Genomic DNA, 21,791 nt, shown 5'->3' on the forward strand with positions numbered 1-21,791 from the left:
CACGGATGTCAGCGTCCCTTGCTTATCGACAATTCAGGGGCTATGTATAAAACTCCTTAATCACCTAGCCAGCAACGACGGAGGTGCTCATGGCTTATTCAGCGCTAGCTGTTGCTAACGCCTTCATTGAACGTGCGAAGGAAGGCAAGGTTTCGGGCCTGACCCCGATGAAGCTGCAGAAACTGTTGTTCTATACGCAGTCCTGGCATTTGCGCGAACGGGACCAGCCCCTTATGGATGACCACTTCGCCCGCTGGCAATATGGCCCGGTCATCCCGTCGCTTTACCATGAGTTGAAATCCTATGGTAATCGCCCGGTGACCGCGCTGCTCAGCAACCTGAAGCCCGACGCCGAAGACATTGTCTTCGTGACACCGAGGGTTCCTGAGAGCGACACCTACACCCATCGTTTGATTGACCGGATCATTAACAAATACGGCAAATGGTCCGGCACCCAACTGTCCAACCTTTCCCACGAGGACGGCACAGCCTGGGCCCTCAAGGGCGCCGACGGTTCGGCCATTGACTGGGAAGACATGGCAGCACTCATTCACCCAAAGAGCCGCATCCGTGAGTGAGGAACTCGACAACCTGGAACTCACCCTGCCCCCTGTGGCAGGGCCTGACCAGGACTCCCAGGCCGGCGGCGAGCAAGCCCTAGGCACCGACGATGAAAGAAGCCAGAACCTCAAAGACCAGAAGGCCGAAAGGCAACTGCGCAAGAAGTATGCGGGGCGTGCGTTTTGGTTCGCTGCGTGCGGGGTGATCTTCTGGGGGGTCCTGCTGGTGTGGAATGGCTGGTCGACGTATTACTCGGGTAAGGCGCCGTTCTCGGACAATGTATTGATTGCCATCACTACGGCGACTTCAATCAACTTGTTTGCGGCGTTTCTTGGGGTGATCAGGGGGTTGTTTCCGGCTAGTGGGCGTAAATCCAAATAGTCTGGTCGTACTCATGCCCCTGACTTCTCTCTATCCGGCATTGAGATGTGAGCGCGCAAAAGTCAGCTCATCATTTTCAAGGCACTGATCGGATTTTTAGTTTTTGCCCACCTTATCCAGCAGCGACCGGCTGCAAAAATCGCACCGAGGCGGAGTTTCATCTTGCGGCCAACACCCCAGATTTCCGCCACGTCCGTATTGCGCAAGACCCAGTTCCGCTTAATCGGGTCGGTGATATTGGCCACCCCGGCCAGCATCAACTGAAGCCGCACCCGCGGCGGCTTCTGTCGTCGGCCAGTCAGCGGCGCGGAGTCTGCAAGGCGTGGTAGCCGTAATCGGCGCGAGCTTTGCGTAGAGGAACGCCCGCCTCGATAGCCGCACGAATATGTTCTTCGGCCTGGTGGATTTCTTCGGCCACCGCCAGCACTTCGCTCAGTGAACCGGCCGGAATCACCACCAGGCCATCACCGTCGCCGCGCAACCAATCATCGGGTTGTACCCGCACGCCACCCAGCGTAACGGGCGCCTGAATCGCTTCGACACGCACGCGATCCTTGCCGGTGCGCATCCAGTTACCCCGGGAAAAGATCGGGTAGTTAAGCTCCAACGCACGGTCGACATCGCGGCAGATACCGTCAATCACCGTCCCGGCCAACTGCCTACGGGCGGCGGTAGAGGTCAGCAAATCGCCCCACACGGTGGTGTCGAGCCGCGCCTGGTTGTCGATCACTACCACCTGGCCGGCCTCAAGGTCGTCGATGTAGTCACCCACCGAGCCGCCGTCCAGGCCAATAGGGCCGTAGCGCAGGGTCCAGGCTTTGCCTGTGAGGTTGAACGACCGGTCCAGAGGCATGATGTCGGTGCACTGGCAAACGATTTTCAGGCGGTCCATCGCATCGCTGAGGTCGGTGCAACTCAGGGCGTCGAGGCGGGTAACAATAGAGGTTTGCATGATGTGGCCTTCCTTGTGTCCTGTGGGTTAACGCGCGGTGGCGTCGGCACTGAATGCGTGGATCTTGTCGACGATCTGGCGTGACGCCGTCCGGATTGCCGTGGCGGTATTGCCAGCGATGTGCGGCGTCAATTGCGCATTGGCAATAGCGGTCAATGGCGAGTCGAAGCGGTCTTTTTCAAGGGCAAAGGTATCGATGGCGACGGCTTTGATATGCCTGGGAAACTGGCGCATGAAGGCGGCCAACTGGTGTTCGTCGACGATCCCGCCGCGCGCGGTATTGATGAGGATTGATCCCTGGCGCATCTGCTGGAACTCGGCAGTGCCGAACAAGCCTCGGGTCTGCGGGGTGAGCGGTACGTGGATCGAGACGATGTTCGCCTCGGCCAGTAACTGTTCAAGACCTGCCCGTCGTTCAAGCCCAAGGCTGTGCGCCACCGGTTCGGTAAAACGTTCGGACCCGGTAGCGATCACCTTGATGCCCAGCGCCGCAGCCTTGCGCGCCACCTGCCGGGCAATGCTGCCGGTGCCCACCAGCCCAAGCGTCAGTTCGGCGTATTCGCAGGCAGGTGCCAAGGAGCCTTTTGCCCAATGGCCGTTGTGCGTTTCAGTGTTGTAGTCATCCAGGTCGCGCGACAGAAACAGCGCCTGGGCCACGACGTATTCGGCAACAGCGGCCGCGTTGGAGCCTGGGGTGTTGAGGATCGCCACACCACACTGCTCGCACGCCAGCCGATCAATATGATTGACCCCTGTGCCAGCCTGGGCAATGGCGCGCAGTGGCGTGGCCAACGCCGGCGAGGTGGCAGCGCGGATCAGGCCAGCGCCCAACGGGATGTTCAGGCGCGTCTTGAACACGCTGTAGCCCCCGGCCTGACTCACGGCGGCAATAAAGCCAGGCTCGTCATGGCAGTTGATCTCGGCATAGTGAATGCGCGTGCCGTAGTGCTGCCGAATGCGCTCTTTGTCCGCGAAATAATGCAGGTTGAGGGTGACGCCCAGGCCCAGTTCAAGAAAGCGATCGACTTCCTCAAACAGTAACGGCGGCCCAGGGGCATCCAATATCAGGGTGGTAAATGCCATACAGTTGATCCTCTTGGAGGGTAGCGCCTGCCGATACCCAGGTTGCCCTGGGCATCGAGGTTAATCACCAAGTGAAATGGTGGGCGCTTGCGGGATCGACCAGGCCTGCATCGGTACTCACGGCCGCGAGGAACCCGCTGTAGAAATCATTCAGCGATGACGACTGGATGAACGCGGGATTGCTTTTGGCGTAGATCAGAAACAAGCGATAGATTCGCAAGTTCTTTTCCTTGAGGTAGACCTCGGCCTTGAGACTGGGCCACAGGTTGAGCAAGCTGCCCTCCTTGATTTTCCATGGATCTGCCGGCTCGGTGCCGGTGGTGGCCTTGTACACGAAGCGCTTACCTTCAATCACTTCCAGATGCAGGCTGGCCAGCAGCTGTTCGGCGGTGCCGACGGCTTCGGTCTTCAAGGCTTGCGCCAGCATCTGGATATGGGTCTTTTCCGGGATGCTGCCGGTCAGGGTCAGCCAGGCGCATTTGAGGTCGGTTCGCGCAATGGCGTAGGCCATGCCTTTGACGTAGGTGTGAAAGCTCTCATCCTCGTTGAAGGCCTTGGACAAGTAAGTTGCCGGTTCTTGCGCAAACTGCCCGACGCCGATCAGTTCGCTGTGCAACCCACCGGCCAGCAAGGCGCGGGTCCAGGGAATCGCACGAATGGCATCGGGACGCGACTCGAACACCTTGATGTTGAAGATACGAGAAGGCGGCCGGGTGCCTTTGGCTGTGGCCCTGACCACATCGAATCGCGCCAGGTCCCGCAGCAGGGAAGGCAGCGCCGGATGCTCGAAGAACGTCGCCTGGTAGCGGCGCACCACGTCCCCCCAACGCTGAATCCTGCCGGCAATGACCTCCTCGGACGGCTGCGGCTGGCGCTCGGCGTGCATACGGTACAACTGGCTGAGAAAGTTGACGGACTGGTTGCGGGTCAGCAGATGAGCGCGCATCTCCGCGCAGCCGGCCAGCATGAAGCGGGTTTCCGGGCCCTCCAGCGCGCCGAACTCCTGCAAGGTCTCGGCGATCACCCCATTACACCGTGCGTGTTCCCCGCCCATGATGACGTGGACGACCACCTCGATGCCGTAGCGGGCCGCGATCAACTTGTGCTGATTGGCAATCGCCATGTTCAGCTTGTGCATGGCCTTGCCGCCTTGCTTGCCCGTGTCGCTGGGGCCAAACGTGATGTATTGGCGGTTGCCGCGCGTTGCCAGGTGCTGGCGGTACACCGGGTTTTCGTACACCTCATGCACCGTGGCCAGCGTGCGCTCGGCGCCTGCCAGATCTTCAGGTTGCAAAGCGATGTCAATCCCGTCCCGTACCTGGGCCGCTTTCATCAGGAACAGCACCTCTAGCGCGCTGAGGGCCGAGGTGTACTCGGCGATCCCGTGGATTTTCATCCGGTCGCGATAACGGTCGATCATTTCAAGCCGTTCCACCGCATTGCGCGCATCGTGCATGCGGATATAGCTCGGATCCTGCTCCATCAGCGCAATGTAATCCTGGCCGGCATATTGCTCGGCTTTCCGGGTGTAAATCGGCGTGGTGCGTTGCAAATACTCCTGCCACAGGGCAGCGGGCGTCCGGGCCACCCCGCCCTCCAGCGCGACCTCAAGGGCGGCCTGACGCGCACGCTCATCCAGCTCGTGATAGTGCCGGCCCTGGCCCAGGCCGATGGTTTCCAGCCACTGGCTGGAAAGAATCTCATCGACCACGCTGCTGAACATCTCGGCGTTTTCACGAAACTCGATATCCAGATAGTGAAAGCCAAACGCATGCACCCGCAGCAGCAGACGGTCGATGGCGGCGGGCTGGGTAAAACGGATGCTGCTCAGTGCGTCGATCAGTTCGGCGGGACGCTTGAAATGCTCGGGATGATCCTTGCCCACGCGAGCACGAATCTCTTCAAGGCGATGCCGTGCGCCGCCGTCCTTGATCAGACTGTCGATATCAGCGATGTAGCGATTGCGCAGCGCCGTTTCCAGCGCCACCACCAGGGTTTCGGTGTGCTGGTTGGTGTCATAAGGGCGGCCATCCTTGTCGCCGTATAACCAGGTGAACAAGGTCAGCCATTTTTCCTGCGGCGCCAGGCCCAAAGCGTGATGCACGTCGGGCAACGCGTCATACACACTGTCGGCGTAAAAAATCTGTGACTCGATACCGGTGCCATTGCTGCCCGACCACACGGCGTTGTACAACTCCAGCAGGAGCTGCGCGGTGACTTGAGGCTTTTTCAAGCCACGGTCCTCGACGTGCTGTGCCAGTTTCTGCAAGACCAGCACAACGGAATGCTTGAGCTGGTCGGTCTCTTTGCACAGCACTCCCAGGCTGATATTTACCCCCGCCGGCGCTGCAATCAACTGCGGATCGAGCGTGAGCAACTGACGAGGCAGACTGGCTTGCGAAGCAATCTGGGTCGCCACACTCCTGACCGACAACTCGAACAGCAGTTGCTTGATCAGCAGCAACTTCCAGAACGCCTCGACGTCTTTGCTGGAGCGCGATTCGAAGAACGCCTTGCCCAAGGCTGCAGCCAATTTCGAATCACCCTTGTCCAGATACGAAAGCGTATCGATTTCAGCATAGATCCTGAGACAGGCCCGGGCATGCGGGGTGTGGGAAGCATCATCCGTGTTGGCCTTGAGTGCGTGCTCCAGGGCTCGCCATAGGACGTCATGCAGTAGCGCAGGATTGGTATGGCCGATTGAGGGGCGAGTTGATGCATTTTCCAGTATGGAGTTGATCACATGATTCATGGGTTCAAGCCTCGATAATTGTCAAATCCCTTGTTTGCAGTACGCCGAACAGACACACGCAAAATCATCAATGTCCCAGGCTTAACCCACTGCGTCGCAACGAACGGAACTCACCTGTTCGCCGACAGAAAGCCCCCTTGTCGGTACCGAAAAACGGCAAAAAAAAGAAACAATTTGTTACATCTGTGAGCAATAAAACATGCTCCGAATTTTTCAACAAAAGACCTTTTTGGAATAGAAAGTTAGGAAAAACTGGTAGGAAGCTAATAAAAATCACATCAACGATTCTGTTTTAGTACAGGTGTTTTTTCTAAAACCCTGATTATTTGAAATTAAATCCACCCGCTCAAAAACGCTCGCCCCAAGAAGAATCTCGCGCAGGCACGGCCTGCGAGCGCAACCTAAACAATTCTTCATAAACACGACTTTATGAATAGCTTTGCACCACGCCTCCAATCTTCTCCACGTCGCCAAGCTGCTCGCAGAAGATGCGGCGATGACCAAGGAGACGGACCGTTATGCCTGGGCTTCGCATTACTTGCAGGAAATGGTCAAGGCGGTGGTTGATGATGTGGTGAAGGTGTTGGATTCGCCGGTTAATACTCAATAAGCCGCGAAAATAGAAAAGGCGGGTAACCGCTAACCTGTAGCGGCGCCGCTCCTTTAGTGGTGGATGTCGGGGCGGCACCGCTTTTGTTTTTTTTACCTATCCGTTGCTGCAGGTAAAAGAATCGGGCGACGCGCTGGATGTCGGTGAGGGTTTCCGGGCGGGTCATCTTCTGCCATTCGAACACCTGCCGGAAACTGAGCGCCCATTTGAACTGGCGCACGAATTCTTCCAGGTGGTTCTGCACGACGCGGTACAGCGTCACCAGGTCGCCGTTGATGTCGTTGAGGACCTCAACCGGTGCTGCCTGGGGGCGCATGAGGTAGAGCGCGGCGCCGCCGGCAAACACTTCAACGTAGCGTTCGTGTGGCGGGAAGAGCGGGATAAGGCGGTCGGCCAGGCGGCGTTTGCCGCCCATCCAAGGGATGATGGGTGTGGACATAAAAAAGCAAGACCTTTGCTGTATGGATAAACAGTTATAGACTCGCTTTGCTTTGTGCAGGAAGCAAGAACGTTGGCTGGACTTGCAGGGATGATCTGCAGGAAAGGTGCCGGGTTGGGGGTTGACGCATCCTGCTCGACCGCTCCTTTTACTTCGATGTAGAAACTTCTTTTACGTAATCCCGACAGGCCCGTAAGGCGATCAATCCTTGATCAGCCGAACCTCGCATGGTCGCGGCCCGGCTACGTTTGTAAGCGACACACGAATATCGTTGCGGGCCTTGAGCAATTCGTCGGTAGAGGTATTCCACTGTGCGGTCGCTATCGAGCACGGTCTTTTCAGCAGCGATGGCGCGCTCAATGGCTTCGAAGTGCTTTGGCGTGAAGGACAATGAACAAGCTTCTAATAATCCGGGGGAATAACAAAGAGTGCTAAGAATTATAAAAAACTGTCATTTCCGACAGTTACAAATCCTATACAAATCATGCCAACTAATACTCACAACAAAAACCACCAATAAAAGATTTCGTAATATGTGAGGAGATTTAAGATGACCTATGTAGTGACTGACAACTGTATAAACTGCAAATATACCGACTGCGTTATGGTATGCCCGGTAAATTGCTTTCACGAGGGTCCAAATTTTCTAGTAATAGATCCTGATGAATGCGTCGATTGCGAAGCGTGCGTACAAGAATGCCCAGCGGGTGCTATTCTCCACGAAGACGCACTACCTCTTGAAATGAAAAATTTCAAAGAACTCAATGCTGAATTAGCTAGGGGCTGGCCAAAAATCACCAGAAACAAACCTGAACTTCCAGATGCTTATCGATGGGTGAATATGGATAACAAACTTGAACTTTTAATACGTTGATATAAGTAAATCCACCTTTCGCCTGCTTATCGTCTCTTAAGATAGCCGCTACTGGCTACGACGTTGTAAAGGTGAACTTACGCGTACAGGCACGCCAACTACAACTGCCGGCACCTGTTGCGACGGACTGTTCAATACTGGCGCAGTTTATTCGTTATCGTCGACAACGCTCATCCTGAACAGGATTTATGCATAGCGACTCATCAAACAAACCAGATTGCACCAGTGTCTGGCGTACCCGCGCCCAATCATGTTCCTGATACCGATTAATGCCGAGGTAATGCGCCATCGTGAAGCAATACACCTTCAGAATAAGGGGACGCATTTATTTTCCATCGGTAATCCACTCCTTTCGTATCAGCATCAGCAACGTGGACAATCCACGCCCCCAGTTGCGCGCCCCCCACCATCACGCTAATCTCCCTTCGTCGCTGCAAATTCAGCGACCGGGCGTGAGAACCCGAGTCAATCAAGGCGCAAAGCGCCCAAGAACCCTATCGCGGCGCTTTTTTTCGTCTGCGATATCGTTTTATGGCGGCTGTGCGTGGGAGACCCTCGGGTCTACCGGTTGCCTTGATTGCCGGTTTCTCACCCTGCGCACAGCTGCCACCCAAATCTGTGAGAAGGTTCGTGGCAGTTCCTCAAATCAAGGAGCTTTCACTTATGTGCTTCTATGTTTACCGCACCAAACGGCGTCACCCTTCTCGATTCATTTCCTCCATGCTCGGAGGTGCTGTATGAATTCTGTGCAAGACCTGACCACCCTCGGCGTCACCCCCTTCTCCTTTCACTCCGACCAACCTCTATTCCGCGTTAACAGTGGTGTTTCCCTGCAAGAAGCCTTGCACCACGCCTCCAATCTTCTCCACGTCGCCAAGCTGCTCGCAGAAGATGCGGCGATGACCAAGGAGACGGACCGTTATGCCTGGGCTTCGCATTACTTGCAGGAAATGGTCAAGGTGGTGGTTGATGATGTGGTGAAGGTGTTGGATTCGCCGGTTAATACTCAATAAGCCGCGAAAATAGAAAAGGCGGGTAACCGCTAACCTGTAGCGGCGCCGCTCCTTTAATGGTGAATGTCGGGGCGGCACCGCTTTTGCTTTTTACCTATCCGTTTGCGACCTGCGTCCTCCCGACCTCGCGTGTTAACCTTGCCGCCATCGCAAAAAATGCTGGGCCAAGCGCCCCCTTTGCCCCATCACTTTCAACGAATTTGCCTACTACCCAATGAGTAAAAACACTTCAGACCTGTCCTCCCACACTCCGATGATGCAGCAGTACTGGCGCCTGAAAAACCAGCACCCTGATCAGTTGATGTTCTATCGCATGGGCGACTTCTACGAGATCTTCTATGAAGACGCGAAGAAGGCCGCCAAGCTGCTGGACATTACCCTGACCGCCCGCGGGCAGTCGGCGGGGCAGTCGATTCCGATGTGTGGGATTCCTTATCACTCGTTGGAAGGCTACTTGGTCAAACTGGTGAAGCTGGGCGAGTCGGTGGTGATCTGTGAGCAGATCGGTGACCCGGCCACCAGCAAAGGGCCGGTGGAACGCCAGGTGGTGCGCATCATCACCCCAGGCACGGTGAGTGATGAGGCGTTGCTGGATGAGCGTCGCGACAACCTGATCGCTGCGGTATTGGGCGATGAGCGTCTGTTCGGCCTGTCGGTGCTGGATATCACCAGTGGCAATTTCAGTGTGCTGGAGATCAAGGGCTGGGAGAACCTGCTGGCGGAGCTTGAGCGCATCAATCCGGTGGAGTTGTTGATCCCGGATGATTGGCCCAAGGACTTGCCCGCCGAGAAGCGTCGTGGGACCAAGCGTCGTGCGCCGTGGGATTTCGAGCGTGATTCGGCACTGAAAAGTCTGTGTCAGCAGTTCTCGGTGCAAGACCTTAAAGGTTTTGGCTGTGAAACCCTGACATTGGCCATCGGCGCCGCCGGTTGCCTGCTCAGCTATGCCAAGGAAACCCAGCGCACCGCCCTGCCGCATTTGCGCAGTCTGCGTCATGAGCGTCTGGACGATACCGTGGTGCTCGATGGCGCCAGCCGTCGCAACCTGGAGCTGGACACTAACCTGGCCGGTGGGCGCGATAACACCCTGCAATCGGTGGTCGACCGTTGCCAGACCGCCATGGGCAGCCGCTTGCTGACCCGTTGGCTGAACCGTCCGCTACGGGACTTGACCGTGCTGCAAGCGCGTCAGACGTCTATTACCTGCCTGCTCGACGGCTATCGCTTTGAAAAACTGCAGCCGCAACTGAAAGAAATCGGCGATATCGAACGTATCCTGGCGCGGATCGGCCTGCGTAACGCGCGGCCCCGTGACCTGGCGCGCCTGCGTGATGCCTTGAGCGCCCTGCCGCAGTTGCAAGTGGCGATGACCGAGCTGGACACGCCGCACCTGCAACAGCTGGCGGTGACTGCCGGCACTTACCCGGACCTCGCGGCACTGCTGGAAAAAGCCATCATCGACAACCCGCCCGCGATCATCCGTGATGGCGGCGTGTTGAAAACCGGCTATGACAGCGAGCTGGATGAGCTGCAGTCCCTGAGCGAAAACGCCGGGCAGTTCCTGATTGACCTGGAAGCCCGCGAAAAAGCCCGCACCGGCTTGGCGAACCTTAAAGTCGGTTACAACCGTGTCCACGGTTACTTTATTGAGCTGCCGAGCAAGCAAGCCGAGTCGGCGCCTATCGACTATCAACGTCGCCAGACCCTCAAGGGCGCCGAGCGTTTTATCACCCCGGAGCTCAAGGAGTTCGAAGACAAGGCGCTGTCAGCCAAAAGCCGCGCCCTGGCCCGCGAAAAGATGCTCTACGAAGCCTTGCTCGAGGACCTGATCAGCCGCCTGGCGCCATTGCAGGACACCGCCGCCGCCCTGGCGGAGCTGGATGTACTGAGCAACCTCGCCGAACGAGCGCTGAACCTTGACCTGAACTGTCCACGGTTTGTCAGCGAGCCCTGCATGCGCATTGTGCAAGGCCGACACCCTGTGGTGGAGCAGGTATTGACCACGCCATTCGTCGCCAACGATCTGTCGCTGGACGACGATACACGCATGTTGGTGATCACCGGTCCGAACATGGGCGGTAAATCTACCTACATGCGCCAGACCGCGTTAATCGTGTTGCTGGCGCATATCGGCAGCTTTGTGCCGGCAGCCAGTTGCGAGCTGTCCCTGGTGGACCGTATTTTCACGCGGATCGGTTCCAGTGATGACCTGGCCGGCGGCCGTTCGACCTTCATGGTGGAAATGAGCGAGACCGCCAACATCCTGCACAACGCCACCGAGCGTAGCCTGGTGCTGATGGATGAAGTGGGCCGCGGCACCAGCACCTTCGACGGCCTGTCCCTGGCCTGGGCGGCGGCCGAGCGCCTGGCGCATTTGCGCGCCTATACGCTGTTTGCCACCCACTACTTCGAACTGACGGTGCTGCCGGAAAGCGAACCGCTGGTAGCCAACGTGCACCTCAATGCCACTGAGCACAATGAGCGCATCGTGTTCCTGCACCATGTGCTTCCGGGGCCAGCCAGCCAGAGTTACGGCCTGGCCGTGGCGCAGCTGGCCGGTGTGCCGAACGACGTGATCACCCGCGCCCGCGAGCACCTCAGCCGCCTGGAAACCACGGCCCTGCCCCATGAAACGGTGGTCGCCAGCCCCGCCAAGGCCAGTAAGAAACCTGCAGCGCCGCACCAGAGCGATCTGTTCGCCAGCCTGCCCCATCCGGTACTGGATGAGTTGTCCAAGCTTGATCTGGATGACTTGACACCACGTAAAGCGCTCGAAATGTTATATGCACTGAAGACTCGGATATAACGCAGACGCTTGCAAGCTGGTAGACTCTCGCGCGGTTTGGGATGCTGTGGGCTTTTAGCCTGGCCTGCAGACTATCGCTCCCAAACCTCGCGAGCCCCGCCGGAAGGGGTTTCGCTGCCGCCGCCTGAGGAGAAAATTAGAAATGACCTTCGTCGTCACCGACAACTGCATCAAGTGCAAGTACACCGACTGCGTAGAAGTGTGTCCGGTGGACTGCTTCTACGAAGGCCCGAACTTCCTGGTTATCCACCCGGATGAGTGCATTGACTGCGCCCTGTGTGAGCCGGAATGCCCGGCCGTCGCGATTTTCTCCGAGGACGAAGTCCCGGCGGAGATGCAGGAGTTTATTCAGTTGAACGTCGAGCTGGCGGAAATCTGGCCGAATATCACTGAGAAGAAAGATCCGCTGCCCGATGCCGCGGAATGGGATGGCAAGAAAGGTAAGATTGCAGACCTCGAACGCTGATAGCGTCGCCGCCCTCCAAAAGGCCCCTTGCGGGCCTTTTTGCGTTTCTGAAGGACGTGTTTTACTTTTCTGCAGGCGAAAAAAGGGGCGGTATGACCCGCCCACATTTTTTCCCTAGTCCCTTTATTCCTTTTTCATCGTCCTGATGAATCGCATCCTGCGACGTTCCCTCAAACCATCGTTCCTTGATGGCTGTGTCAATCCGTGGACACAGGACTGATCTTAGAGAGTTCAATGAGAAGTTCAACGGGATCCAACGTGCGAACTGACACGCGCCCACATCAAAATTAAGATAAATAATTGTTATATTTCAAATGGATAGAAAAAACTCGCACGCATTTGAGACGTACACACCCAGCAAAAAAACCAAACACTTACGAGAAAGTAAGCGAATGCTTACACGCCCAATTGAATAATGCGCGAAGTCGCGTGCTTGACCTGTGAGCGGGCCAAAAAAAGCCCCGACAATGTCGAGGCTTTTGTCCGTCGACTGGATCAGTCGTCGCTGACCGTAATGGTCGGCATCGCCGGGGCAGCTGCTTCCTGCAACACGATGCGCGCCCCCACATGACGGGCCAGTTCCTGATAGATCATCGCAACCTGCCCATCGGGTTCGGCCGCAACAGTGGGTTTACCGCCATCGGCCTGTTCGCGGATATCCATCGACAGTGGCAACGAGGCGAGCAGTTCGACGCCGTATTGAGTCGCAAGCTTCTCACCCCCGCCCTCACCAAACAGATGCTCGGCATGACCACAGTTGGAGCAGATGTGTACCGCCATGTTTTCCACGACGCCCAGCACCGGAATATTGACCTTGCGGAACATCTCCACGCCTTTCCTGGCGTCCAGCAGCGCCAGGTCCTGAGGGGTGGTAACGATCACCGCCCCCGCCACCGGGACTTTCTGCGCCAGGGTGAGCTGGATGTCGCCAGTGCCTGGCGGCATGTCGATTACCAGGTAGTCGAGGTCGCCCCAGGCCGTCTGCGTGACCAGTTGCAGCAACGCACCGGAGACCATCGGCCCCCGCCAGACCATCGGTGTATTGTCATCGGTGAGAAAGGCCATGGACATCACTTCCACGCCCAGCGACTCGATGGGTACAAACCATTTCTGGTCCTTGACCTTCGGCCGCGTGCCTTCGGCGATACCGAACATCACGCCCTGGCTCGGCCCGTAGATATCGGCGTCGAGAATACCCACCCGTGCACCTTCCCGGGCCAGGGCCAGGGCCAGGTTGGCCGCGGTGGTGGATTTACCCACGCCCCCCTTGCCGGAGGCCACCGCCACCACGTTCTTGACGTTGGCCAGGCCCGGGATCTGCGCCTGAGCCTTGTGCGGCGCGATCACACACCGGATGTCGACCTTGGCCGAAGCCACGCCATCCAGGCCCTCGATGCCCATTTGCAACATCTGCGCCCAGCCGCTCTTGAACAGGCCGGCGGCATAGCCCAGCTCCAGTTGTACCGACACCTGGTCACCCTGGACCTCGATGGCACGTACGCAACCGGCACTGACCGGGTCCTGGTTCAAATAAGGGTCGGTGTATTGGCGAAGAACGGCTTCCACCGCTGCGCGATTGACGGCGCTCATGGGCTACTCCCGAAAAAAGACTGACTGAAACAGGCGGCTATCCTAACCGTTCCGGCCGGCGAACGGCATGCTTTCTGAGGCGCCGAAAATTCTGAAACAGCCTCACGGGGTGAAATAAATTTCCCGGCGCTTTATAGTGGCCGACCTCCGTTTCATCAAGTAGCCGAGCCCCATGTCCGAGCCACGCAAGATCCTCGTCACCAGCGCCCTGCCCTATGCCAATGGTTCCATCCATCTTGGCCATATGCTTGAGTACATCCAGACCGATATGTGGGTGCGCTTCCAGAAGCATCGCGGCAATCAATGCATTTATGTCTGCGCGGACGACGCCCACGGTTCGGCCATCATGTTGCGCGCCGAAAAGGAAGGCATCACCCCGGAACAACTGATCGCCAACGTGCAGGCTGAACACAGCGCCGACTTTGCCGAGTTCCTGGTGGACTTCGACAACTTCCACTCCACCCATTCCGAAGAAAACCGCGAGCTGTCGAGCCAGATCTACAAGCGCCTGCGTGACGCCGGGCACATTGCCACGCGCTCGATCACCCAGTATTTCGACCCGGACAAGAAAATGTTCCTGGCCGACCGCTTCATCAAGGGCACCTGCCCGAAATGCGGCACCGAAGACCAGTACGGCGACAACTGCGAAAAGTGCGGTGCCACCTACGCGCCGACTGACCTGAAGAATCCGAAATCGGCCATTTCAGGTGCCACCCCGGTGCTCAAGGATTCCCAGCACTTCTTCTTCAAGCTCCCGGATTTCCAGCAGATGCTGCAAACCTGGACCCGCAGCGGCACCCTGCAGGACGCGGTGGCCAACAAGATCGCCGAGTGGCTGGATGCTGGCCTGCAACAGTGGGACATCTCCCGCGATGCGCCTTACTTCGGTTTCGAGATCCCGGACGAGCCGGGCAAATACTTCTATGTGTGGCTGGATGCGCCGATCGGCTACATGGCCAGCTTCAAGAATCTGTGCGACCGCACGCCGGAGCTGGACTTCGACGCGTTCTGGGCCAAGGACTCCACCGCCGAGCTGTACCACTTCATCGGCAAGGACATCGTCAACTTCCACGCGCTGTTCTGGCCAGCGATGCTTGAAGGCTCGGGCTACCGCAAGCCAACCGGCATCGCTGTGCATGGCTATCTGACGGTCAACGGCCAGAAGATGTCCAAGTCTCGCGGCACCTTCATCAAGGCGCGCACCTACCTGGATCACCTGTCGCCGGAATACCTGCGCTATTACTACGCCTCCAAGCTGGGCCGTGGCGTCGACGACCTGGACCTGAACCTGGAAGATTTCGTACAAAAGGTCAACTCGGACCTGGTGGGCAAAGTCGTCAACATCGCCAGCCGTTGCGCCGGGTTTATCCACAAGGGCAACGCCGGTGTAATGGTGGCGGAAAACGCTGCGCCGGAACTGACTGAAGCCTTCCTGGCGGCCGCGCCAAGCATTGCCGACGCCTATGAAGCCCGCGACTTTGCCCGCGCCATGCGCGAGATCATGGGCCTGGCCGATCGTGCCAACGCCTGGATTGCCGACAAAGCGCCCTGGTCGCTGAACAAGCAGGAAGGCAAAGAAGCTGAAGTCCAGGCGATCTGCTCCACCGGCATCAACCTGTTCCGCCAGTTGGTGATCTTCCTCAAGCCGGTCCTGCCATTGCTGGCCGCCGACGCCGAGGCGTTCCTCAATGTGGCTCCCTTGACCTGGGCCGACCACGCCACGTGGCTCAGCAACCATCAGTTGAACGCGTTCAAGCCGCTGATGACCCGTATCGACCCGGTGAAAGTCCAGGCCATGACCGACGCTTCGAAAGAAGACCTGATCGCCAGCCAGACCGATACCGGGCAATCCTCACCTGCGGGCAATGGCGAACTGGCCAAGGACCCGATTTCCCCGGAAATCGATTTCGACGCCTTTGCCGCCGTGGACCTGCGCGTGGCGCTGATTATCAAGGCCGAAGCCGTGGAAGGTGCCGACAAGCTGCTGCGCCTGACGCTGGACATCGGTGACGAACAGCGCAACGTGTTCTCCGGGATCAAGAGCGCTTATCCGGACCCGTCCAAGCTCGATGGTCGCCTGACCATGATGATTGCCAACCTCAAGCCACGGAAAATGAAGTTTGGCATTTCCGAAGGCATGGTGATGGCAGCTGGCCCCGGAGGCGAGGAAATCTACCTGCTGAGCCCGGACAGCGGCGCCAAGCCGGGTCAACGTATCAAGTAAGTCCAGCAAAATGCCCCGTTTCAACGACGGGGCTTTTCAGCTTGCCCACCTCACAGGGCCGGGCGTCAACGCTATGATCAAAGCATGAACCTCATTCAACGTATCGACGCGCTGCTACCGCAGACTCAATGCGGCAAGTGCGGGCACCCGGGCTGCAAGCCTTACGCCGAGGGTATCGCTAAAGGCGAGGCAATCAACAAGTGCCCGCCGGGTGGGCAAGAAACCATCACTGGGCTTGCGTACTTGCTACGCGTACCGGTGCTGGACCTGGATATCAGCCGCGGCGAAGCACCGGCGCAGATTGCCTATATCCGCGAAGCCGAATGCATCGGTTGTACCAAATGCATCCAGGCTTGCCCAGTGGATGCCATCGTTGGCGCCGCCAAATTGATGCATACGGTGATAATCGACGAGTGCACCGGTTGCGATCTGTGCGTCGCCCCCTGCCCTGTCGACTGCATTGAGCTGCGCCCACTGGTCAGTGTCGTCCCCATAGTGGGTGGCCTGGCGACCAACGATCTCGAGCGCCATGAACGTAGCCTCAAGCGTGATCGGGCACGCAGGCGTTATGAACAACGCAATGCGCGCCTGCAACGGGAAGAAGAACACAAGCTCGCTGAACGCCTGGCACGTTCCGAGCGCTCGGCACCGATGGACACAATACCTGTAGATAACCATCAGGTTGTTCAGGATGCTGCGATCAAGAAAGCCAGGATCACCGTCGCGATGAGCCGCGCCCAGTTGTACAAATCCTTGAAAGCGTTTGGCCATCCACCGACTTTTGAGCAGCAGTCGCAACTGATCGTCCTGCAACGGCAATTCGAAGCTGCGGAGCAGGTGCTGGCCATGCTTGAGGTGGACAGCCCGCCAGCGACAGCAATACCCAAGGACCCAGCACTCAAGCGTGCCAAGATCCAACTGGCCATGCGTCGTGCGGAATTGAAAAAGGCGCGGGAGCAGCGTGCTGACAACCAGCAACTGGCCACATTGAGTGCCGCGTTGACTGCCGCCGAGCACAACCTGCATGAAGCCGAAGCAGCCTCCGAGCAGCCGCGACCGTCTTTGCAGCGCGTGGAAAAACGCCCTATCGACAGCCAACTGCGTCAGTTGAAAACCGCGTTGGCCTACGCTCGCGCTGATGTCAGCAAATTACAACGTCAACCGGCCCCATCTGTGGATGAATTGAACGCCGCGCAGCGAAGGCTGGACGAGGCAGAGCGTCAGCTGCAAGCCCATAGACCGAGCCCATAATGAGTCGGGGGGCTTGCTACGCGACATGGCCGCCACCACATTGATACGTGCCGGGTTTAAGGCCTGGGCTCTTTTTTCAAATGACGTAGACCACCCGCAAGGAATCGCTCTGCCCATGAACGCCGCAAAACGCCTGGAAATTTTCCGCAGGTTTCACGAAGACAATCCGGAACCCAAAACCGAGCTGGCCTACTCCTCGCCGTTCGAATTATTGATTGCGGTGATCCTGTCGGCTCAGTCCACCGACGTGGGCGTCAACAAGGCGACCGCCAAGTTGTACCCGGTAGCGAATACCCCCGCAGCGATTTATGCCCTCGGCGTGGAAGGCTTGTCCGAATACATCAAGACCATTGGCCTGTACAACAGCAAAGCCAAGAACGTGATCGAGACATGCCGCCTGCTAATGGAACTGCACGCAGGCGAGGTACCACAAACGCGGGAAGCCCTTGAGGCCTTGCCGGGCGTGGGGCGTAAGACGGCTAACGTCGTGCTCAATACGGCATTCCGGCAACTGACCATGGCGGTGGACACGCACATTTTCCGCGTCAGTAACCGAACCGGTATTGCACGCGGGAAGAATGTGGTCGAGGTGGAAAAGCAACTGATGAAGTTCGTACCCAAGCCGTATCTGCTCGACTCCCACCACTGGCTGATCCTGCACGGGCGCTACGTTTGCCAGGCTCGCAAGCCACGCTGCGGCAGCTGTCGTATCGAAGACCTGTGTGAATACAAGGACAAGACGTCCGACGATTGAGCGATCATTAGGTTTCTTGATCAGTCGATTGAAAAAATCTTTTTTACCCACTCGCGGTTTATCGCTATAAGGAGCCCCAACGGCAGTCTTAGCCTGGAGTTAACCTTATGAGCACTGGCAAAGAACAACTGGAAGTAGAAGACGACCTCGTTGAGTCGGACGATGATGTGGTAGAGGCACCTGTGGCAGAGGTGGCCAAGACCAATTTGAGCAAACGCCGCACTATCGACAATCTTCTGGAAGAGCGACGCTTGCAAAAACAGCTGGCCGATTACGACTTCGATTTCTGATCGATGCGTCAACGACCGGAAGCCTCCCTGACGGAGGCTTTTTTCTGCCGGTTACACGGGTGTACGAGCGGTGCAATGCCCGCCTAGACCAGGCCGTTGCGCTGGGCCAGTTCGATCAGGTCCACGAGGGAGCGGGCATTGAGCTTGAGTAGCAGGCGAGTCTTGTAGGTACTGACCGTTTTGTTGCTGAGGAACATGCCGTCGGCAATCTCCTTGTTGGTTTTACCACGGGCCAATTGTTGCAGCACCATCATCTCTCGGCCTGAAAGGCGTTCGACCATATCGGCTTCACTGGCGTTGCCCATGGTTGAGCGCACCGAGTTCAGCGCCTGGTTCGGGAAGTAGCTGTAGCCGGAAAGCACCGCCTTGATGGCACTCAACAGTTCTGTCAGATCCTGCTGCTTGCACACATAGCCGGCCGCCCCTGCCTGCATGCAGCGCATGGAAAAATGGCCAGGAGCTTGTGACGTCAGCACCAGCACCTTGAACGATACCGCCTGCTTGGTCGAAGCCAGCCGACAAATAACTTCCAGGCCATCGAGCTTGGGAATTCCTATATCCAGTATGACAATGTCCGGCATATGTTCCCGTGCAAGTTGCAATGCATCGACACCGTTATCAGTCTCGGCAACGACCTCATAACCATGACGCTCCATTAGCATGCGCACAGCAAGACGAATGACGGGATGATCATCCACGATCAGCACTTTATTCATGAGAAAGTCCAATTTCGCTGTTCGAATTATTTAGAGCAAGCACAATAGCCTAGTCGATTGCTAGTTGGCATAGCATTCACCCCCGAGCAACAGTAGGCAGAGACCCACCCCACAAGAAGATAGGAATTAACCTACAAAAAATCGCCAACTTAGAGGTGTGTGGCTTTATGCTTCCTTTCAGACCTTTCTCGACACATACATATTTTGAGTGAAATATCCCCGGCATAAGCTGCAGAAGGTAAACGCGCCGCACATGACTTTCAGGAAATGCCCCTTGTTTCTCGCGATGACGCACGCAAAGTGGCGAGCACATTCCATTTACGTTAGTTCCATTTAACATATTTACACACACTCAAAATTCCTACAGAAAATTCAACAAGTCGCATACCTCCATCACTTACATGAGTGAATTTTCTGTCAGAAATAGTTCCTCCGCAGATGTAAAAAATCATTCATCCTAAAAAATAAAAGACAACAACCGAAATACCTCTTGCAAGTTGCGGAAAAACTTACACAGGCTAAACGCAAATAAACATCAACACCTATTTAACGCTTGCCTACCAATACCCAGGCGAAAAAAAATGGCCCCTTGAACAAGGGGCCATTTTCACAATGCGCCTGACAGTTAGAACAACGAGCGGCCCTTGTTAGCAGCAATACGCATACGCAGTGCGTTCAACTTGATAAACCCGGCCGCATCCGCCTGGTTGTAGGCCCCGCCGTCTTCTTCGAAGGTGGCAATGTTGGAATCGAACAGCGACTCATCGGACTTGCGGCCCGTGACAATCACATTGCCCTTGTACAGCTTCAGGCGCACGACGCCATTCACGTGAGCCTGGGAAGCGTCGATCATCTGTTGCAGCATCAGGCGCTCAGGGCTCCACCAGTAGCCGGTGTAGATCAAGCTGGCGTACTTGGGCATCAGTTCGTCTTTGAGGTGGGCTACTTCACGATCCAGGGTGATGGACTCGATGGCGCGGTGGGCGCGCAGCATGATGGTGCCGCCAGGGGTTTCGTAGCAGCCACGGGACTTCATGCCTACGTAGCGGTTCTCAACGATGTCCAGGCGCCCGATGCCGTGCTGGCCGCCGATCCGGTTCAAGGTCGCCAGTACGGTGGCCGGGGTCATTTCAACGCCGTCCAGCGCAACGATATCGCCGTTACGATAGGTCAGTTCCAGGTACTGCGGCTTGTCAGGAGCGTTCTCCGGGGAGACGGTCCATTTCCACATGTCTTCTTCGTGCTCGGTCCAGGTGTCTTCCAGCACGCCGCCTTCATAAGAGATGTGCAGCAGGTTGGCATCCATCGAGTACGGCGACTTCTTCTTGCCATGGCGTTCGATCGGAATGCCGTGCTTTTCAGCGTAGTCCATCAGCTTTTCACGGGACAGCAGGTCCCATTCACGCCAAGGGGCAATCACTTTTACCCCTGGCTTGAGGGCGTAGGCACCCAGTTCGAAACGTACCTGGTCGTTGCCCTTGCCGGTGGCGCCATGGGAAATAGCGTCGGCGCCGGTTTCGTTGGCGATTTCGATCAGGCGCTTGGCGATCAGCGGACGTGCGATAGAGGTACCCAGCAGGTACTCGCCTTCGTAGACAGTGTTGGCGCGAAACATCGGGAAGACGAAATCGCGGACGAACTCTTCGCGCAGGTCGTCAATGTAGATCTCTTTCACGCCCATGGCTTGCGCCTTGGCACGTGCAGGTTCGACCTCTTCGCCCTGACCCAGGTCAGCGGTGAAGGTCACCACTTCACAGTTATAAGTATCCTGCAGCCACTTGAGGATCACCGAAGTGTCCAGGCCGCCGGAATACGCGAGAACGACCTTGTTTACGTCGGCCATGCCATCACTCCACGGGTTTGTACGGAAAGGCGTCGATTCTACCGATCAAAACCGTGAAATTACAGGGGCGCGACAGCAAATGAAGATAAAGCGACAGATTATGTCGAGTGGGCGACCGATGGTCGCACCTTATGATGTGGCGGCAGGATTGCTCGGCGCAGTGGCCTGGGATGCCGGTTTCTCGGGGGCCGCTACCCGCTCAAGCTGGATATTCACACGACGGTTGCGGGCGCGGTTGGCCGCATTGGTGTTGGGCGCCAAAGGATAGCTTTCGCCATGAAACCGCAGGGTGATCTGCGATTCCGCGATGCCGTTGGCCTTGAAATAGTCCATCACCGCCAGGGCGCGCCGGCGCGAGACATCGCGATTGGTCAGTCGGTTGCCACTGTTATCCGAATGGCCGTTCAACTCGACGTGATTGACCGTGGGGTCGGCTTTCATGAATGCAAGAATCACCGACAGCTTCTTCTTGGCAGCCGCGTCCAGTTCGATGCCGCCACCGGGGAAGCCGACTTCAGTCTGTTTGACCTGGTCATAATTCATTGGCAGCAGCTTGGTGGTGCACAACTGATAGTCGCTGTAGGCCTTGTTGAACTTCACCGGCAGCAGGCGAATTTCCGAATAACCACCCTCACGTCCGTAATGCCGCACGGTCGGGCTACGCCCCTCGAGCAAGCCGGTGAACAGACGCCCGGCCTGGGCTTGGGAGCTGTTGAACAATACGTCACCACTGCCGACCCGTACGGCGCCGAGGTTGATATCCCCTCGGCCCGGCTGCCAGGGCGCAGCAGCAGCCAACAAAGTCGCCGAACCTGCGCCGAACGAGCCGTTATAGGCCTTCAAGCGAAACGTCGCCTGCTCACCGGCGCGGCGCACGAATTCGCCGGAGCCGAAATCGGTGATCGGCTGGGTCAGGCGGCACTCGAACTGGTCACCTTCTACCTTCCACTCAATATTCTCCAGGCGGGTCTGGAACGTGAGGGCCATCGCAGGCAGGCTGGCGAACACACTGAGCAGGGCTAGATAATGCTGGCGCACGGGAAGGCTCCACTGGTTTCTACAACACTTCAAAGCGTCATACATCGTTAAGGCATACCCGGGAATATCGGTCGCATCCGGCAAAACTTGATAGCGAGTGCCTGCAAGAGTCTTTTCCGGTAGCATTCCCACCAGATTGACCCGCCTG

18 protein-coding genes and 3 pseudogenes are annotated in these 21,791 nt (G+C 57.2%); 11 read left to right on the forward strand and 10 right to left on the reverse strand.

Annotation, left to right across the window (positions count from 1 at the left end):
* Positions 1-89 precede the first annotated feature (89 nt).
* The gene (locus NMB39_RS22880) at positions 90-578 is read left to right on the forward strand and encodes a Panacea domain-containing protein (RefSeq protein WP_056845367.1); all 489 of its coding nucleotides are present in this window, start codon (positions 90-92) and stop codon (positions 576-578) included.
* On the forward strand, positions 571-942 hold the full coding sequence (locus NMB39_RS22885; protein WP_057021831.1) for a hypothetical protein: 372 nt from the start codon (positions 571-573) through the stop codon (positions 940-942). The genes NMB39_RS22880 and NMB39_RS22885 overlap by 8 nt, the downstream gene beginning before the upstream one ends.
* A gap of 62 nt (positions 943-1,004) precedes the next feature.
* Here the strand turns inward: NMB39_RS22885 and NMB39_RS22890 are convergent, their stop codons facing one another.
* From NMB39_RS22890 to NMB39_RS22905, 4 genes are all read right to left on the reverse strand, one after another.
* The gene (locus tag NMB39_RS22890; protein ID WP_307718377.1) at positions 1,005-1,214 is read right to left on the reverse strand and encodes an ultraviolet light resistance protein B; all 210 of its coding nucleotides are present in this window, start codon (positions 1,212-1,214) and stop codon (positions 1,005-1,007) included.
* Positions 1,215-1,240: 26 nt separating this feature from the next.
* A complete protein-coding gene (locus NMB39_RS22895) occupies positions 1,241-1,894 on the reverse strand; it encodes an RraA family protein (RefSeq protein WP_057021830.1) in 654 nt (217 codons plus the stop codon).
* Positions 1,895-1,921: 27 nt separating this feature from the next.
* Positions 1,922-2,977 (reverse strand): NAD(P)-dependent oxidoreductase, encoded by a 1,056-nt coding sequence (locus tag NMB39_RS22900; RefSeq protein ID WP_306957222.1) that lies wholly within the window; start codon positions 2,975-2,977, stop codon positions 1,922-1,924.
* A gap of 64 nt (positions 2,978-3,041) precedes the next feature.
* Positions 3,042-5,729: a phosphoenolpyruvate carboxylase gene (locus NMB39_RS22905; protein ID WP_494340026.1), complete on the reverse strand. Its 2,688-nt coding sequence runs from the start codon at positions 5,727-5,729 to the stop codon at positions 3,042-3,044.
* A 436-nt stretch (positions 5,730-6,165) separates the two neighbouring features.
* Between NMB39_RS22905 and NMB39_RS22910 the strand changes: the two are divergent.
* Positions 6,166-6,339 (forward strand): annotated as a pseudogene (locus NMB39_RS22910) (DUF3077 domain-containing protein); the annotation flags it as partial.
* Between the two features lie 43 nt (positions 6,340-6,382).
* Here the strand turns inward: NMB39_RS22910 and NMB39_RS22915 are convergent.
* Positions 6,383-6,778, reverse strand: a pseudogene (locus NMB39_RS22915) (DNA adenine methylase); the annotation flags it as partial.
* Positions 6,779-7,328: 550 nt separating this feature from the next.
* Here NMB39_RS22915 and fdxA (NMB39_RS22920) point away from each other — a divergent pair.
* Positions 7,329-7,652 (forward strand): ferredoxin FdxA, encoded by a 324-nt coding sequence (fdxA, locus tag NMB39_RS22920; protein WP_082636609.1) that lies wholly within the window; start codon positions 7,329-7,331, stop codon positions 7,650-7,652.
* 26 nt (positions 7,653-7,678) lie between these two features.
* Here the strand turns inward: fdxA (NMB39_RS22920) and NMB39_RS22925 are convergent.
* Positions 7,679-7,968 (reverse strand): annotated as a pseudogene (locus NMB39_RS22925) (phage terminase large subunit family protein); the annotation flags it as partial.
* Positions 7,969-8,389: 421 nt separating this feature from the next.
* On the opposite strand from NMB39_RS22925, the gene NMB39_RS22930 reads away from it, so the two are divergent.
* The 3 genes from NMB39_RS22930 to fdxA (NMB39_RS22940) all read left to right on the forward strand — a co-directional run bounded on the left by NMB39_RS22930 (position 8,390) and on the right by fdxA (NMB39_RS22940) (position 11,937).
* Entirely contained in the window at positions 8,390-8,665 is a 276-nt protein-coding gene (locus tag NMB39_RS22930; RefSeq protein ID WP_494340025.1) for a DUF3077 domain-containing protein, read from the forward strand.
* 214 nt (positions 8,666-8,879) lie between these two features.
* Positions 8,880-11,471 (forward strand): DNA mismatch repair protein MutS, encoded by a 2,592-nt coding sequence (mutS, locus tag NMB39_RS22935; protein ID WP_059397989.1) that lies wholly within the window; start codon positions 8,880-8,882, stop codon positions 11,469-11,471.
* Positions 11,472-11,613: 142 nt separating this feature from the next.
* Positions 11,614-11,937 carry a ferredoxin FdxA gene (gene fdxA / locus NMB39_RS22940; RefSeq protein WP_046071163.1) on the forward strand — a complete coding sequence of 108 codons (324 nt, stop codon included), beginning with the start codon at positions 11,614-11,616 and terminating at the stop codon, positions 11,935-11,937.
* Between the two features lie 495 nt (positions 11,938-12,432).
* Here fdxA (NMB39_RS22940) and apbC read toward each other — a convergent pair whose 3' ends face one another.
* The gene (gene apbC, locus NMB39_RS22945) at positions 12,433-13,527 is read right to left on the reverse strand and encodes an iron-sulfur cluster carrier protein ApbC (RefSeq protein WP_057021824.1); all 1,095 of its coding nucleotides are present in this window, start codon (positions 13,525-13,527) and stop codon (positions 12,433-12,435) included.
* A 172-nt stretch (positions 13,528-13,699) separates the two neighbouring features.
* On the opposite strand from apbC, the gene metG reads away from it, so the two are divergent.
* The 4 genes from metG to NMB39_RS22965 all read left to right on the forward strand — a co-directional run bounded on the left by metG (position 13,700) and on the right by NMB39_RS22965 (position 18,046).
* A complete protein-coding gene (metG, locus tag NMB39_RS22950; RefSeq protein ID WP_057021823.1) occupies positions 13,700-15,751 on the forward strand; it encodes a methionine--tRNA ligase in 2,052 nt (683 codons plus the stop codon).
* An 84-nt stretch (positions 15,752-15,835) separates the two neighbouring features.
* Positions 15,836-17,002, forward strand: coding sequence for an electron transport complex subunit RsxB (gene rsxB / locus NMB39_RS22955; RefSeq protein WP_057021822.1), 1,167 nt, complete (start codon positions 15,836-15,838; stop codon positions 17,000-17,002).
* 115 nt (positions 17,003-17,117) lie between these two features.
* Entirely contained in the window at positions 17,118-17,756 is a 639-nt protein-coding gene (gene nth, locus NMB39_RS22960; RefSeq protein WP_046071159.1) for an endonuclease III, read from the forward strand.
* Positions 17,757-17,863: 107 nt separating this feature from the next.
* Positions 17,864-18,046: a PA3496 family putative envelope integrity protein gene (locus tag NMB39_RS22965; protein ID WP_057021821.1), complete on the forward strand. Its 183-nt coding sequence runs from the start codon at positions 17,864-17,866 to the stop codon at positions 18,044-18,046.
* Positions 18,047-18,129: 83 nt separating this feature from the next.
* Here the strand turns inward: NMB39_RS22965 and NMB39_RS22970 are convergent, their stop codons facing one another.
* The 3 genes from NMB39_RS22970 to NMB39_RS22980 all read right to left on the reverse strand — a co-directional run bounded on the left by NMB39_RS22970 (position 18,130) and on the right by NMB39_RS22980 (position 21,643).
* A complete protein-coding gene (locus tag NMB39_RS22970; RefSeq protein WP_003188986.1) occupies positions 18,130-18,762 on the reverse strand; it encodes a response regulator transcription factor in 633 nt (210 codons plus the stop codon).
* A gap of 625 nt (positions 18,763-19,387) precedes the next feature.
* Positions 19,388-20,605 (reverse strand): argininosuccinate synthase, encoded by a 1,218-nt coding sequence (locus tag NMB39_RS22975; protein WP_034118348.1) that lies wholly within the window; start codon positions 20,603-20,605, stop codon positions 19,388-19,390.
* Positions 20,606-20,734: 129 nt separating this feature from the next.
* Positions 20,735-21,643, reverse strand: coding sequence for a flagellar protein MotY (locus NMB39_RS22980; protein ID WP_057021820.1), 909 nt, complete (start codon positions 21,641-21,643; stop codon positions 20,735-20,737).
* Positions 21,644-21,791: the final 148 nt, after the last annotated feature.

It is taken from the genome of Pseudomonas sp. FBCC-B545 (genome assembly GCF_059134095.1).

What these genes read in the sequence shown, in the direction of transcription:
- NMB39_RS22880 (WP_056845367.1), top strand. Translation starts at nt 90, where the DNA reads ATGGCTTATTCAGCGCTAGCTGTTGCTAACGCCTTCATTGAACGTGCG.
- NMB39_RS22895 (WP_057021830.1), bottom strand. Translation starts at nt 1,894, where the DNA reads ATGCAAACCTCTATTGTTACCCGCCTCGACGCCCTGAGTTGCACCGAC.
- NMB39_RS22900 (WP_306957222.1), bottom strand. Translation starts at nt 2,977, where the DNA reads ATGGCATTTACCACCCTGATATTGGATGCCCCTGGGCCGCCGTTACTG.
- NMB39_RS22905 (WP_494340026.1), bottom strand. Translation starts at nt 5,729, where the DNA reads ATGAATCATGTGATCAACTCCATACTGGAAAATGCATCAACTCGCCCC.
- fdxA (WP_082636609.1), top strand. Translation starts at nt 7,329, where the DNA reads ATGACCTATGTAGTGACTGACAACTGTATAAACTGCAAATATACCGAC.
- NMB39_RS22930 (WP_494340025.1), top strand. Translation starts at nt 8,390, where the DNA reads ATGAATTCTGTGCAAGACCTGACCACCCTCGGCGTCACCCCCTTCTCC.
- mutS (WP_059397989.1), top strand. Translation starts at nt 8,880, where the DNA reads ATGAGTAAAAACACTTCAGACCTGTCCTCCCACACTCCGATGATGCAG.
- fdxA (WP_046071163.1), top strand. Translation starts at nt 11,614, where the DNA reads ATGACCTTCGTCGTCACCGACAACTGCATCAAGTGCAAGTACACCGAC.
- apbC (WP_057021824.1), bottom strand. Translation starts at nt 13,527, where the DNA reads ATGAGCGCCGTCAATCGCGCAGCGGTGGAAGCCGTTCTTCGCCAATAC.
- metG (WP_057021823.1), top strand. Translation starts at nt 13,700, where the DNA reads ATGTCCGAGCCACGCAAGATCCTCGTCACCAGCGCCCTGCCCTATGCC.
- rsxB (WP_057021822.1), top strand. Translation starts at nt 15,836, where the DNA reads ATGAACCTCATTCAACGTATCGACGCGCTGCTACCGCAGACTCAATGC.
- nth (WP_046071159.1), top strand. Translation starts at nt 17,118, where the DNA reads ATGAACGCCGCAAAACGCCTGGAAATTTTCCGCAGGTTTCACGAAGAC.
- NMB39_RS22965 (WP_057021821.1), top strand. Translation starts at nt 17,864, where the DNA reads ATGAGCACTGGCAAAGAACAACTGGAAGTAGAAGACGACCTCGTTGAG.
- NMB39_RS22970 (WP_003188986.1), bottom strand. Translation starts at nt 18,762, where the DNA reads ATGAATAAAGTGCTGATCGTGGATGATCATCCCGTCATTCGTCTTGCT.
- NMB39_RS22975 (WP_034118348.1), bottom strand. Translation starts at nt 20,605, where the DNA reads ATGGCCGACGTAAACAAGGTCGTTCTCGCGTATTCCGGCGGCCTGGAC.